General features: G+C 62.0%; 12 protein-coding genes. 4 read left to right on the forward strand and 8 right to left on the reverse strand.

Annotated features, from left to right (window positions below):
- Positions 1-4 precede the first annotated feature (4 nt).
- The 7 genes from HQ912_RS00780 to def form a co-directional block, all read right to left on the reverse strand.
- A complete protein-coding gene (locus HQ912_RS00780) occupies positions 5-1,993 on the reverse strand; it encodes a M10 family metallopeptidase C-terminal domain-containing protein (RefSeq protein ID WP_173406344.1) in 1,989 nt (662 codons plus the stop codon).
- A gap of 377 nt (positions 1,994-2,370) precedes the next feature.
- Complete coding sequence (locus tag HQ912_RS00785; protein ID WP_107323194.1) at positions 2,371-2,985, reverse strand: alpha/beta fold hydrolase; 615 nt, start codon at positions 2,983-2,985, stop codon at positions 2,371-2,373.
- A gap of 353 nt (positions 2,986-3,338) precedes the next feature.
- Positions 3,339-3,650 carry a tetratricopeptide repeat protein gene (locus HQ912_RS00790; protein ID WP_047229821.1) on the reverse strand — a complete coding sequence of 104 codons (312 nt, stop codon included), beginning with the start codon at positions 3,648-3,650 and terminating at the stop codon, positions 3,339-3,341.
- A 176-nt stretch (positions 3,651-3,826) separates the two neighbouring features.
- On the reverse strand, positions 3,827-5,200 hold the full coding sequence (gene trkA, locus HQ912_RS00795; protein WP_047229820.1) for a Trk system potassium transporter TrkA: 1,374 nt from the start codon (positions 5,198-5,200) through the stop codon (positions 3,827-3,829).
- A gap of 24 nt (positions 5,201-5,224) precedes the next feature.
- Positions 5,225-6,535: a 16S rRNA (cytosine(967)-C(5))-methyltransferase RsmB gene (gene rsmB, locus HQ912_RS00800; protein ID WP_107323191.1), complete on the reverse strand. Its 1,311-nt coding sequence runs from the start codon at positions 6,533-6,535 to the stop codon at positions 5,225-5,227.
- Positions 6,532-7,491, reverse strand: coding sequence for a methionyl-tRNA formyltransferase (gene fmt / locus HQ912_RS00805; RefSeq protein ID WP_173406345.1), 960 nt, complete (start codon positions 7,489-7,491; stop codon positions 6,532-6,534). The genes rsmB and fmt overlap by 4 nt, the downstream gene beginning before the upstream one ends.
- A 69-nt stretch (positions 7,492-7,560) precedes the next feature.
- Complete coding sequence (def, locus tag HQ912_RS00810; RefSeq protein WP_003196300.1) at positions 7,561-8,067, reverse strand: peptide deformylase; 507 nt, start codon at positions 8,065-8,067, stop codon at positions 7,561-7,563.
- Between the two features lie 157 nt (positions 8,068-8,224).
- Here def and HQ912_RS00815 point away from each other — a divergent pair, with 157 nt between their 5' ends.
- The 3 genes from HQ912_RS00815 (at position 8,225) to HQ912_RS00825 (ending at position 11,042) form a co-directional block, all read left to right on the forward strand.
- Positions 8,225-9,250, forward strand: a complete 1,026-nt coding sequence (locus HQ912_RS00815; protein ID WP_107323189.1) for a LysM peptidoglycan-binding domain-containing protein — start codon at positions 8,225-8,227, stop codon at positions 9,248-9,250.
- 79 nt (positions 9,251-9,329) lie between these two features.
- On the forward strand, positions 9,330-10,424 hold the full coding sequence (gene dprA, locus HQ912_RS00820) for a DNA-processing protein DprA (protein WP_047229816.1): 1,095 nt from the start codon (positions 9,330-9,332) through the stop codon (positions 10,422-10,424).
- Positions 10,425-10,484: 60 nt separating this feature from the next.
- Entirely contained in the window at positions 10,485-11,042 is a 558-nt protein-coding gene (locus tag HQ912_RS00825; RefSeq protein ID WP_047229815.1) for an L-threonylcarbamoyladenylate synthase, read from the forward strand.
- Positions 11,043-11,188: 146 nt separating this feature from the next.
- Here the strand turns inward: HQ912_RS00825 and HQ912_RS00830 are convergent, their stop codons facing one another.
- Positions 11,189-12,166 carry an NADPH:quinone reductase gene (locus HQ912_RS00830; protein ID WP_047229814.1) on the reverse strand — a complete coding sequence of 326 codons (978 nt, stop codon included), beginning with the start codon at positions 12,164-12,166 and terminating at the stop codon, positions 11,189-11,191.
- A 163-nt stretch (positions 12,167-12,329) separates the two neighbouring features.
- On the opposite strand from HQ912_RS00830, the gene hemF reads away from it, so the two are divergent.
- Complete coding sequence (gene hemF / locus HQ912_RS00835; RefSeq protein ID WP_047229813.1) at positions 12,330-13,244, forward strand: oxygen-dependent coproporphyrinogen oxidase; 915 nt, start codon at positions 12,330-12,332, stop codon at positions 13,242-13,244.
- The last annotated feature ends 1 nt before the right edge of the window (position 13,245 follow it).

The following is a 13,245-nucleotide window of genomic DNA, read 5'->3' on the forward strand; positions in this document are numbered from 1 at the left end:
CGTTTTACACCCAGACGTCGTTAGCCACTCCAATCAATTGAATAGCCTCCTCTTCCGAAGGCTCGGCAAAGACAATGTTCAAATCACGGTAACCGGAATGGTCCCCTACCAAGCTCAACTCGAATCGCCCCCCCGATGCGTCAGCTTCGTAGCTCTTCAAATAAGTGAGGTTCTTGGCTTCATTGAAAATCACGTCCAACGTGCCGTCGTAACCATTCCCCAGCCGGGTAAAGCCCAAGGCGGACAAGTCGATCGTGTCTTCACCCGCGGTATAGTCCATCAGGCGATCAGTATGGTTTTCGGTGGCGGTGCGGTAGCTGTCGCTCAGTCCGTCGAAGCGGAACACATCGTTGTTACCACCACCCACCAACAGGTCCCGGCCCTCTCCGCCAACCAATACATCATTCCCGAGCGCGCCATAAAGGCGATCATCGCCCGCGAACCCTTCGATGCTTTCACCTCGAGCGTTGCCTTGTAAACGATCATCCCCTTCGGTGCCCATCAACCTGGCTTGCTGAAACAGGAGGTTGGTTTCATTCAGCGTTTGGCCCAAGTTACCGTCGAAGACCACTTCGAAGCGTTCCCCATCGGCGTTGGTCTCGAAACTCTTGAGGTAGGTCCGCGTCCCGCTTTCATTGACGCGTATCGCCAGCGTTCCGTCATGGCCATTACCCAGCCCGAGGAAGCCCAGGGAGGAGAGGTCGAGGGTATCGCTGCTGGGGTCGAAGTCGGTGATGCGGTCGCTATGGGCCGCGGTTGCGGTTCGGTAGCTGTCTGTGACTGACTGGTAACGGAACGTGTCGGCCCCGGCACCGCCCGTCAGCAGGTCGCGACCTTGCTGGCCATCGAGCAGATCGTTACCGGCCCCGCCAAGGATCGCATCGTCGAACGAGGCGGTCCCGAGCAAGAAGTCATCGTCGCGGCCACCGTCAAGGTGGTAATAGCCGTCGTCGGGATTGCCAAAGCTGTGGTCCAAGCGACCGTCGGGGTTCAACTGGACCAAGGCGGCCAGATAGCCGTCCGCGCTAGTACCTTGGCTTCCGCCAATCAATAGCCTGCCGTCGGCCAGCACGATCATGTCGGCGACTGCGAAAGGAGCGCTTTCCGAGCCCCAACGTACTTGACCCTGATCGCCGAAACCGGTGTCGAGTGAGCCGTCGGCATTGAGTCGGATTACGCTCGCCACGCCGCCCGTGGCGCCCGCCAGCAGGATTTTGCCGTCATCCTGGATGACGAGGGCGTCTGCATGGACATCCAGGGCCAGGCTGCCGCCGTTCGCAAAGCTGCTATCCAGCGTACCGTCCGGGTTGAGGCGGGTCAGGGTGTCTTGCCCCGTGACCAATACCTTCCCGTCTCCCTGCAATGAAACGTCGAGCGTGCCGCTGGGGTGAATGCCGATGGACGCGGGTAGGTGCAGGACCCCGGCCTCTCCAAAAGACGAAATCAAGGCCCCCGTCGCGTCGAAGCGGGCGATATAGATCTCCCCAGAGGGATATCCAGCGCTGGCGAAAAAGCTGCCGTCGCGTTGCACGGAGAACGACGCTTGCTGGCCTAGATCTTCATTCCAATAGAAAGGCACTGTCACGGTGCCGCCGTTCCCGAAACTCGTGTCGAGGCTGCCGTCCGCCAAGTTACGACTGACGCCCGACACCCAGGCGTCGCCTACTTTCACGTAGCGCGCCACCAGGTAGCCCCCGCCCGGCTGCACGGCGGCATTGCCGCCGTCTTCGATGTCGAGCGACACCGGGAGAAGGGATTTACCGTCGCCGCTGAAGTCGCGGTCCAGGCTACCGTTGGCATTGAACCGGACCAGGCTGCCGGTGAAGCCTGAATCCTCTTCACCTCCTAACCCCAGGCGACTATAAGCGCCAAGCCAGATAGCACCGTCCGGATCGACCGCGATACCTGCGATTTTGTCCGAGCCCCATAAGGTCGTGGCGACCATGCCTGTTTTTTGCACAAGTGAAGCGGCGGGCGAAATGCTCTGGCTCATGTCCATGCCTCCGGTAGCTGTCTAGCGCCAAAGACTATAGGCAGGGGTCAGTCAGGTTGCCACTTTACGAGACGAAGGGAGATTCTTGGGCGACCTTCTGCTATCGATGCAACCGGTCTCCGGCAACTGCGCAAGATAACGCTAGGCTGGCTGAAGTTGCGTGTTGGCTGTTTGGCGGACTGGTATTGAGAACGCGATGGGCTTTTCTGTGAGTGCTTTGCACTCAAGCGGGAGCAAGCTCCCTCGCCACGGGGGGCGAGCCTTCAAGACTTGAGAGCGGTGTCAGGGGTGAAGAAACGTGAAGAAACGGGACAGATTTATTTTCATAAATGCCCCTGCTTCCTTTTCCCCTGACCCAGTAGCAACAAGTCCCCCGCTCACCCGCAGGCCAGATGTCTCTCGATCAACTTTGCCACCTCATCTGCATGCGTACAGCCCAGACTGTGATCGGCGCCAGGGAAAACGTGTAGCTGCGCACGGGGTAACAGTTCAGCAAGGCACTGGCCGACGCGAACGGGGCTGATCGGGTCAGCATCTCCCCAGAGGAGCAGGACCGGCATACGCAACTCGGCCAACCGGAGCGTGAGGTCGGTGCGATCGTCGAGAAACCACCTCGGCAGTGTCGGGTTGGCGGCAGCAAAATCCGGGCGCCAGTCCTGCGCATCCAGATCAGACATATTCATCCCGCCAGAGGTGACGGTCAGCGTCAGGTGCGTGATCAACTCAGGGCGTTCAAGCGCTGCAAGCACAGCAACGATACCGCCCATGGACTGCGCCACCAGCGCTGTCGGCCGGTCGATCTCGGCCAGCACGCACGTCGCCAGATCTTCCATGCCGGTTATGCCAGGCATGGGCGGCGTGTCTCCAAAGCCAGGCCAGCCGATATGGACCTGCTGCGCCGGGTAGGCCAGGCGCTCGGCAACCGGGTGCCAGAACTGGGTGTTACCAGAGGCACCGGGTAGGAAGAGCAGTTTGGTGGGGGATGCAATCACGGGTTCGGTCCTTGAAGGTGGGATTGAAAGAGTCAGCAGGAGGACAAATGGATGCCGCAAGCTTCGGCAACCACTTCGCAACGAGAGCCGCCGGTAGCGAAGGGTCGGTCTTGGCCAATGACGATCAGTTAAGCCGCAAACCTGTGGGAGCAAAGCTTGCTCGCGATTGGGGCAGGTCAGTCGACATCTGGTTTGGCTGGTCTATCGCTATCGCGAGCAAGCTTTGCTCCCACAGATTTTGCGCCGGCTGAGCTTTTAGCGGATCGGCAGTGGATTGGGAGGGCTTTTTTGTGAGCGCTGCGCACTCAAGCGGGAGCAAGCTCCCTCGCCACAAAAAGCTGTTTTGTGTGAATTCAGGGATGACGATCCAGCTTCTTCAGAAACACGGTCATTTCTTTTTCGGCTTGTTTGTCGCCGTGGGCGCGGGCAGCTTCCAGGCCTTGTTCCCAAGCTTGGCGGGCGGCTGGTAGGTCGCCTTGGCCTTGGTGGGCTTTGCCCAGTAGTTTCCATGCAGCCGAATACTTGGGATCGAGTTCGACGCAGCGTTGGAAGTGTTCGGCGGCCCGGGCGAATTCGCCGAGGTCCAGGTAGCCCTTGCCCAGGCCGAAGCGCAGCAATGAGTTATCCACACCTTTGGCGAGCATTTTTTCCAGGGAGTCGAGCATGGCGGCGTCCTTATCGGTTGTGTCAGGGGTTGATCCGTTGGCTGCTAGATAGCTATCGCGAGCAGGCTCGCTCCCACAGGGGTTGGGGTTGCCCACGATATTTGTGAGCAATGGAGATCCTCTGTGGGAGCGAGCCTGCTCGCGATGAGGCCCGGTCCATCACCGCAAATTCTGGATCAGAAGAAACTCAACCCCACATGGAACAGCTTCTCGACATCGCGAATATGCTTTTTATCCACTAGGAACAGGATCACATGGTCGCCGGTCTGGATCATGGTGTCGTCATGGGCGATGAGCACTTGTTCGTCGCGGATGATGGCGCCGATGGTGGTGCCTGGCGGCAGGCCGAGGTCGCGGATGGCCTTGCCAATGACTTTGCTGGACTTGGCATCGCCATGGGCAATCGCCTCGATGGCTTCGGCCGCGCCACGGCGCAGGGAGTGCACGCTGACGATGTCGCCGCGCCGCACGTGGGCCAGCAAGGTGCCGATTGTTGCCAGTTGCGGGCTGATGGCGATGTCGATCTCGCCACCCTGGATCAGGTCGACGTAGGCCGGGTTGTTGATGATGGTCATCACCTTCTTCGCCCCTAGGCGCTTGGCCAGCAGCGAGGACATGATGTTGGCTTCGTCGTCGTTGGTCAGGGCCAGGAAGATGTCGGCGTCGGCGATGTTTTCTTCCAGGAGCAAGTCACGGTCCGAGGCGCTGCCCTGCAACACCACGGTGCTGTCGAGGTTATCCGAGAGGTAACGGCAGCGCGCCGGGTTCATCTCGATGATCTTGACCTGATAGCGGCTTTCGATGGCTTCGGCCAGACGCTCGCCGATCTGCCCGCCGCCGGCAATCACGATGCGCTTGTTGTTTTCGTCGAGACGGCGCATTTCGCTCATCACCGCGCGAATATTGGCCTTGGCGGCGATGAAAAAAACCTCGTCGTCCGCTTCGATCACGGTATCGCCCTGGGGCAGGATCGGCCGGTCACGTCGGAAAATCGCCGCGACCCGCGTCTCCACATTCGGCATGTGCTCGCGCAGCTGGCGCAGTTGCTGGCCCACCAGCGGTCCACCGTAGTAGGCCTTGACCGCGACCAATTGCGCCTTGCCTTCGGCAAAGTCGATCACCTGCAAAGCGCCCGGGTGTTCGATCAGGCGCTTGATGTAGTTGGTCACCACTTGCTCGGGGCTGATCAGTACATCCACCGGGATCGCTTCGTTGTCGAACAGGTCGGCGCGGGTCAGGTAGGCCGCCTCGCGCACCCGGGCGATCTTGGTCGGGGTGTGGAACAGCGTGTGAGCGACCTGGCAGGCCACCATGTTGGTTTCATCGCTGTTGGTGACAGCCACCAGCATGTCGGCGTCGTCGGCACCGGCCTGACGCAGCACCGTAGGCAAGGAGCCACGGCCCTGTACGGTACGGATGTCGAGGCGGTCACCGAGATCGCGCAGGCGGTCACCGTCGGTGTCGACCACGGTGATGTCGTTGGCTTCACTGGCCAGATGTTCAGCCAGCGAACCGCCGACCTGCCCTGCGCCGAGGATGATGATTTTCATCCGGTCACTCCTATCGAATCGGTTTTAACCGCGTGCGGCGGCGATCTTGATCAGTTTGGCGTAGTAGAACCCGTCGTGGCCGCCCTCTTGGGCCAGCAACTGCCGACCATGGGGCTGCTTCACCCCGGCCTGGCTGGCAATGTCCAGCTCCCGGGCACCGGGGGTACGGGCGAGGAATGCTTCGATCACTTCGGTGTTCTCGGTCGGCAACGTCGAACACGTGGCATACAGCAGCATGCCGCCGACTTCCAGGGTTATCCACAACGCATCGAGCAATTGCCCCTGCAACACCGCCAGTGCGGCGATATCGTCCGGCTGGCGGGTGAGCTTGATGTCGGGATGACGGCGGATCACGCCGGTGGCCGAACACGGTGCGTCCAGCAGGATGCGTTGAAATGGCTTGCCATCCCACCAACTGGCGGTGTCGCGGCCATCGGCGGCAATCAGTTCGGCGTCCAGGCCAAGGCGTTCGAGGTTTTCCTTCACGCGCACCAGGCGCTTGGCTTCCAGGTCCACCGCCACCACGCCGGCCAGTTTCGGCTCGGCCTCGAGGATGTGGCAGGTCTTGCCACCCGGTGCGCAGCAGGCATCCAGCACGCGTTGGCCGGGCGCTAGCTCCAGCAGGTCGGCAGCCAGTTGCGCGGCTTCGTCCTGGACGCTGATCCAACCGTCGGCAAAGCCCGGCAGCGCGCGTACATCGCCGGGGGTTTCCAGCACGATGCCGTCGCGGCTGTACTGGCACGGGATGGCCGGGATACCAGCCTCGCCCAGTAACGCCAGGTAGGCATCGCGCGTATGGTGGCGACGGTTGACCCGCAGGATCATCGGCGGATGGGCATTGTTGGCCGCGCAGATGGCCTCCCACTGCTCGGGCCAGAAGGCTTTCAGGGATTTTTGCAACCAGCGCGGATGGGCAGTGCGCACCACCGGGTCGTGTTCCAGCTCGGCCAACAGGGTTTCGCTTTCCCGTTGGGCGCGGCGCAGCACGGCATTGAGCAGGGCCTTGGCCCACGGCTTTTTCAGTTTGTCGGCGCAGCCCACGGTTTCACCGATGGCGGCGTGGGCAGGCACGCGGGTGTAGAGCAATTGATAGAGCCCCACCAGCAGCAGCGCTTCGACGTCGGCATCGGCGGCCTTGAACGGTTTCTGCAGCAGCTTCGCCGCCAGGGCCGACAGCCGTGGCTGCCAACGGGCGGTGCCGAATGCCAGGTCCTGGGTGAAACCGCGATCACGGTCTTCAACCTTGTCCAGTTGGGTCGGCAGGGAACTGTTGAGTGAGGCTTTTCCGCTCAGGACCGCAGCAAGCGCCTTGGCGGCGGCCAGACGCGGGTTCATGAAGCGTCCGCCGCTTGGCCCAGCACCGTGCCGACGGCAAATTTCTCACGACGGCTGTTGTACAAATCGCTGAAGTTCAGCGCCTTGCCACCGGGTAATTGCAGACGTGTCAGACACAGGGCCTGCTCGCCACAGGCGACAACGAGGCCGTCCTTGCTGGCACCAAGGATTTCACCCGGCGCGCCCTGCCCCTCGGCGTGGCTTGCAGCCAGCACTTTCAGGGCCTCGCCGCTCAAGGTGCTGTGGCAGATCGGCCACGGGTTGAAGGCACGCACCAGGCGCTCCAGTTCGACGGCCGGGCGGCTCCAGTCGATGCGCGCCTCGTCCTTGTTCAGTTTGTGGGCGTAGGTGGCGAGGCTGTCATCCTGCACTTCGCCTTCCAGCGTGCCGGCGGCGAGGCCGGCGATGGCCTGGACCACGGCGGGCGGGCCGATCAGTGCGAGGCGGTCGTGCAGGCTGCCGCCGGTGTCTTCGGCGCTGATGGGCGTGCTGACCTTGAGCAGCATCGGCCCGGTGTCCAGACCGGCTTCCATGCGCATCACGGTGACGCCGCTCTCGGAATCACCGGCTTGCACGGCGCGCTGGATCGGCGCCGCACCGCGCCAGCGCGGCAGCAGCGAGGCGTGGCTGTTGATGCAACCCAGGCGCGGAATGTCCAGCACCACTTGGGGCAGGATCAGGCCGTAGGCGACCACCACCATCAAGTCGGGTTTGAGCGCGGCCAATTCGGCCTGGGCCTGAGCGTCGCGCAGGGTCGGCGGCTGCAAGACCTGCAAACCGTTCTCCAAGGCCAGTTGCTTGACTGGGCTGGGCATCAGTTTTTGTCCGCGACCGGCCGGCCGATCCGGCTGGGTGTAGACCGCGATGATTTCATGGGGGCTGGCCAGCAGGGCCTTGAGGTGTTCGGCGGCGAACTCGGGAGTGCCGGCAAAGACGATGCGCAGTGGCTCAGTCATGGGAAGCTCTCATTTACAAAGCAGTCGCAAAAGAAAAAGGCTTGCCGCGGCAAGCCTTTGAAGGGGGCGTCAAGCATTCTGGCGATGAAGTTTTTCCAGTTTTTTCTTGATCCGGTCACGCTTGAGGGTAGACAGGTAGTCCACGAACAGCTTGCCGTTGAGGTGGTCGCACTCATGCTGGATGCACACCGCCAGCAACCCTTCGGCGATCAGCTCGTAAGGCTGGCCGTCACGGTCCAGGGCTTTGATCTTGACCTTCTGCGGGCGGTCGACGTTTTCGTAGAAGCCGGGCACCGAGAGGCAGCCTTCCTGGTATTGGTCCATCTCGTCGGTCAGGGTTTCGAACTCGGGATTGATGAACACCCGGGGCTCGCTGCGGTCTTCGGAAAGGTCCATCACGACGATACGCTTGTGCACGTTGACCTGGGTCGCGGCGAGGCCGATGCCTGGCGCCTCATACATTGTTTCAAACATGTCATCGACCAACTGACGCACTTCGTCGTCCACTACGGCCACCGGTTTGGCGATAGTGCGCAGGCGCGGGTCCGGAAATTCGAGAATGTTCAAAATGGCCATAAGCTTGATAAATGCACGTGTGAAGTAAAGTCGGGTGGCTGGCCTGGCGTGTCTTGGGATGCAGGCTACCGTTGTAAAACGTTGCTCCTCAATCACGGAGCGAGCCACGGGGGCTCTGGCGTTTTACGCGAACGCACATAATAAAGGGATTCACCGCATGAGGAAATCACTACTCGCCCTGCTGCTTCTGGCCTCGGCCGGTATCGCGCACGGGCAAGTGCAACTTCGGGAAGGTTTTCCCCAGCAATACACAGTGGTGACGGGGGACACGCTGTGGGACATCTCCGGCAAATACTTGCGTGAACCGTGGAAATGGCCCGAACTCTGGCAAGCCAACCCACAGATCGAGAACCCCAACCTGATTTATCCCGGCGACACCCTGTCGCTGGTCTACGTCAACGGCCAACCGCGCCTGACCCTCAATCGCGGCGCTTCGCGGGGCACCATCAAGCTGTCACCGCGCATTCGCAGTTCGCCGGTGGCCGACGCGATCCCGAGCATCCCGCTGCAGGCCATCAACAGCTTTTTGCTGAGCAACCGCATCGTCGACACGGCCGAGGATTTCGACAAGGCGCCCTACATCGTTGCCGGCGATGCCGAACGGGTCCTCAGCGGCACGGGAGACCGGATCTTTGCCCGCGGCCCCTTCGACGCAAACCAGTCGGCGTATGGCATCTTCCGGCAGGGCAAGGTCTACACCGATCCCGAAACCAAGGAGTTCCTGGGCATCAACGCCGATGACATCGGCAGCGGTGAAGTCGTGGCGAGCGAAGGCGACATCACAACCCTGGCCCTGCAACGCACGACCCAGGAGGTGCGCCTGGGCGATCGCCTGTTCAGTGGGGAAGAACGCTCGATCAACTCGACGTTCATGCCCAGCGCACCGAAATCGGAGATCAACGGGCTGATCCTCGATGTACCCCGCGGCGTCACCCAGATCGGCGCCCTGGATGTAGTGACCCTGAACAAGGGCCGTCGCGACGGGCTGGCCGAAGGCAATGTGCTGGCGGTGATGAAGACCGGCGAGACCGTGCGCGACCGCATCACCGGCGAGCAGGTGAAAATTCCCGATGAACGTGCTGGCCTGCTGATGGTTTTTCGCACCTACGACAAGCTCAGCTATGGCTTGGTGCTATACGCCTCGCGCTCGCTGGCGGTACTCGACAAAGTGCGCAATCCATAACGGGTCTCACAAGTTACCAACAGAGTTATCCACAGCTTGTTCCCGTTTCGACGGGGCTTATAACGATCAAGGATGATCCATGTCATTGCCTGAATCTGCTTCGGTTTCCCCTGCGGAACTGGAGGCCCGTCTGCGCCTGCACCGCTTGCCGGAACTGGGCCCCAAACGTTTCATGACCCTGATGGAGGCCTTTGGCTCGGCCTCCAAAGCCATCAGCGCACCGGCCAGCGCCTGGCGAGCGCTGAGGTTGCCCGCGGCGTGTGCCGAGGCTCGGCGCAACCCGGATGTGCGTGACGGCGCCGCCCATGCATTGGCCTGGCTGGAGGGTTCGGCCCAGCGTTTACTGATGTGGGACCAGCCTGACTACCCCGCGCTGCTGGCGCAGATCAGCGATGCGCCACCGCTGTTGTTCGTCGCCGGCGACGCGACCATTCTGGAAAAACCACAGCTGGCGATGGTCGGTAGCCGCCGGGCATCGCGACCGGGCATGGACACCGCCGCGGCGTTTTCCCGAAGCCTGGCCGGTGCCGGTTTTGTCATCACCAGCGGCCTGGCCCTGGGCATCGACGCGGCGGCACATCAAGCGGCGCTGGATGTGGGCGGGCAAACAATTGGCGTGTTGGGCACCGGGCTGGAAAATTTTTATCCACAGCGCAATCGTCGGCTGGCGGACGCGATGATCGCCCAAGGCAGCGCGGTGCTGTCGGAGTTCCCGCTGGACGCGCCGCCCCACGCCAGCAACTTTCCTCGTCGCAACCGGATCATCAGCGGTCTGTCCCTCGGCGTGCTGGTGGTGGAGGCCAGTGTCGCCAGCGGTTCGCTGATCACCGCACGCTTGGCGGCCGAACAAGGCCGCGAGGTGTACGCCATTCCGGGGTCGATCCATCACCCCGGCGCGAAGGGCTGCCATCAGTTGATCCGCGACGGCGCGGCGCTGGTGGAAACCGTCGAGCACATCCTTGAAGCATTGCGGGGCTGGCAGCAGTTGCCGCTGTCCATGGAACCGACGCCCGTCACCCATCCGCTGTTGCGCTTGCTCCATGCCGCGCCGCTTGGCAGCGAAGCGCTGGCCGCCGCCAGCGGCTGGAGCTTGCCCAAAGTCCTGGCGGCGCTGACTGAGCTGGAAATGGAGGGACGGGCGGTCTGTGACAACGGGCGCTGGTTTGCGCGCTAGGTTTTATGGGGAAGATCGGTAAACTGCGCACAGCCTTATTTGCGTTGTGGAGAGTCTTTCATGGTCAACAGTTGGCGTGTGCAACAAGCCGCGCGAGAAATTCGCGCCGGGGCGGTGATTGCCTATCCAACCGAAGCGGTCTGGGGCCTGGGCTGCGACCCGTGGAACGAAGACGCGGTGGAGCGCCTGCTGGCGATCAAGTCGCGACTGCCCGATAAGGGTTTGATCCTGGTGGCTGACAACATCCACCAGTTCGACTTTCTGTTCGAAGATTTCCCTGAAACCTGGATGGATCGAATGGCCAGCACCTGGCCTGGGCCTAATACCTGGCTGGTGCCGCACCAGAATCTGCTGCCGCAATGGATTACCGGTGTGCACGACACGGTTGCGCTGCGGGTCAGCGATCACCCCACCGTGCGCGACTTGTGCTCACTGGTGGGGCCGCTGGTGTCCACCTCGGCCAACCCTCAGGGCCGCCCGGCGGCGCGCACGCGAATTCGCGTCGAGCAATATTTCCGTGGGCAGATCGACCTGGTGCTGGGCGGTAACCTGGGTGGGCGCAAGAACCCCAGCGTGATTCGCGACCTAGCGACCGGCAACGTGGTGCGGCCGGACTGAGCCCGAACACACCTTCCGGATCTTGCGTCAAACCCTGTGGGAGCGAGCCTGCTCGCGATAGCGTCGGATCAGTTGGCATAGATGTTGGCTGATACTCCGCTATCGCGAGCAGGCTCGCTCCCACAGGTTCTTTAGCACCCTCTAAATCAGGGCAAAAGAATCGTCGACCCGGTTGTGCGCCGCGCCGACAACTCGGCCTGGGCCTTGGCCGCTTCGGCCAGTGGATAACGCTGGTTGATATCCACTTTGATCTTGCCGCTGCTGATCATGCCGAACAGCTCATCGGCCATGCGCTGCAGGTTCTCGGCGTTATTGGCGTAAGTGGCCAGGGTCGGACGGGTGACGTACAGCGAGCCTTTGGCCGCGAGTATCCCCAGGTTCACGCCGTCCACCGCACCGGAAGCATTGCCGAAACTCACCAGCAAGCCACGGGGCGCTACGCAGTCCAGGGAGGTCAACCAGGTGTCCTTGCCGACACCGTCATAGACCACCGGGACTTTCTTGCCGTCGGTCAGCTCCAGCACACGCTGTACGACGTTTTCCTTGCTGTAGTCGATGGTTTCCCAAGCGCCGTGGGATTTGGCGATGGCGGCTTTTTCCGCTGAGCTGACGGTGCCGATCAATCGCACGCCCAGGGCCTTGGCCCACTGGCAGGCCAAAGAGCCCACGCCACCGGCGGCGGCATGGAACAGGATGGTTTCCCCCCCTTTGAGCTCATAGGTCTGACGCAGCAGGTATTGCACGGTCAGGCCCTTGAGCATCACGCCGGCTGCTTGTTCGAAACTGATGGACTCGGGCAAATGCACCAGATTGGCCTCGGGCAACACATGCACGTCGCTGTAGGCTCCCAGCGGACCGCTGCCATAAGCTACCCGGTCACCGACCTTGAACCGCGTGACGTCTGAACCGACGGCCTCGACCACACCCGCCCCCTCGGCCCCCAAGCCTGACGGCAAGGCCGGTGGCGGGTAAAGACCGCTGCGATAATAGGTATCGATGAAGTTCAGGCCGATCGCCTTGTTGCTGACCCGCACCTGCTGCGGGCCCGGTTCGGCAGGCTGGTAGCCCACGTACTCGAGCACTTCGGGGCCGCCGTGGGAACTGAACTGAATACGTTTGGCCATCTTCACTTTCTCCTTGTCGTGGACTTTTTACCAAGCCTGCTATCGGACTCCTAAGCTTGACCTTCGTCAACTGTGGCGTAGGCAAGTGCGGTGGTATCCTGTGCGCCCATTTGCCACCGGCCCGCTGCAAGCCGCGTAGCGTAGCCCTGATCAAGGTGATGTCATGACCACTCGCACCGAGGCCGTGAAAGCCTACCTGCTCGACCTGCAAGACCGCATCTGTGCGGCCCTGGAAACCGAAGACGGCGGCACTCGTTTCGTCGAAGATGCCTGGACCCGCCCCGCCGGTGGTGGCGGTCGCACGCGAGTGATTGAAAACGGTACGGTGATCGAAAAGGGCGGCGTCAACTTTTCCCACGTCTTCGGCAGCGGTCTCCCCCCCTCGGCCAGCGCCCATCGGCCGGAACTGGCCGGGCGCGGCTTCGAAGCGCTGGGCGTGTCATTGGTCATCCATCCCCACAACCCTCATGTGCCTACGTCCCACGCCAATGTGCGTTTTTTCATCGCTGAAAAGGAAGGCGAAGAGCCGGTCTGGTGGTTCGGCGGCGGCTTCGACCTGACACCGTACTACGGCGTGGCAGAAGACTGCGTGCATTGGCACCGCGTTGCCCAACAGGCCTGTGCCCCGTTCGGCCCCGACGTGTATTCGCGCTACAAAGCCTGGTGCGACAGCTATTTCCATATCAAGCATCGCAACGAGCCCCGTGGCATTGGCGGCCTGTTTTTCGACGACCTGAACGAGTGGGATTTCGACACTAGCTTCGCCTTCATGCGCGCCATCGGCGATGCCTACATCGAGGCTTACCTGCCTATCGTGCGCCGCCGCAAGCAGGACCCGTTCACCGCCAAACAAAGGGAATTCCAGGAGTTTCGCCGCGGACGCTACGTGGAGTTCAACCTGGTCTACGACCGCGGCACCCTGTTCGGGCTGCAATCGGGCGGGCGTACCGAGTCGATCCTGATGTCCCTACCGCCGCAAGTGCGCTGGGGCTATGACTGGAAAGCCGAACCGGGCAGCGAAGAGGCGCGGCTGACCGAGTATTTCCTGCAGGATCGCGATTGGCTGGCGACGGCCTGAA

Origin of the sequence: Pseudomonas sp. MPDS (assembly GCF_013283895.1) — a bacterium.
Classification (GTDB): Bacteria; Pseudomonadota; Gammaproteobacteria; order Pseudomonadales; family Pseudomonadaceae; genus Aquipseudomonas; species Aquipseudomonas rhizophila.

Coding starts and splice junctions, on each gene's coding strand:
- HQ912_RS00780 (WP_173406344.1), bottom strand. CDS start 1,993: ATGAGCCAGAGCATTTCGCCCGCCGCTTCACTTGTGCAAAAAACAGGC.
- HQ912_RS00790 (WP_047229821.1), bottom strand. CDS start 3,650: ATGCTCGACTCCCTGGAAAAAATGCTCGCCAAAGGTGTGGATAACTCA.
- trkA (WP_047229820.1), bottom strand. CDS start 5,200: ATGAAAATCATCATCCTCGGCGCAGGGCAGGTCGGCGGTTCGCTGGCT.
- rsmB (WP_107323191.1), bottom strand. CDS start 6,535: ATGAACCCGCGTCTGGCCGCCGCCAAGGCGCTTGCTGCGGTCCTGAGC.
- fmt (WP_173406345.1), bottom strand. CDS start 7,491: ATGACTGAGCCACTGCGCATCGTCTTTGCCGGCACTCCCGAGTTCGCC.
- def (WP_003196300.1), bottom strand. CDS start 8,067: ATGGCCATTTTGAACATTCTCGAATTTCCGGACCCGCGCCTGCGCACT.
- HQ912_RS00815 (WP_107323189.1), top strand. CDS start 8,225: ATGAGGAAATCACTACTCGCCCTGCTGCTTCTGGCCTCGGCCGGTATC.
- dprA (WP_047229816.1), top strand. CDS start 9,330: ATGTCATTGCCTGAATCTGCTTCGGTTTCCCCTGCGGAACTGGAGGCC.
- HQ912_RS00825 (WP_047229815.1), top strand. CDS start 10,485: ATGGTCAACAGTTGGCGTGTGCAACAAGCCGCGCGAGAAATTCGCGCC.
- HQ912_RS00830 (WP_047229814.1), bottom strand. CDS start 12,166: ATGGCCAAACGTATTCAGTTCAGTTCCCACGGCGGCCCCGAAGTGCTC.
- hemF (WP_047229813.1), top strand. CDS start 12,330: ATGACCACTCGCACCGAGGCCGTGAAAGCCTACCTGCTCGACCTGCAA.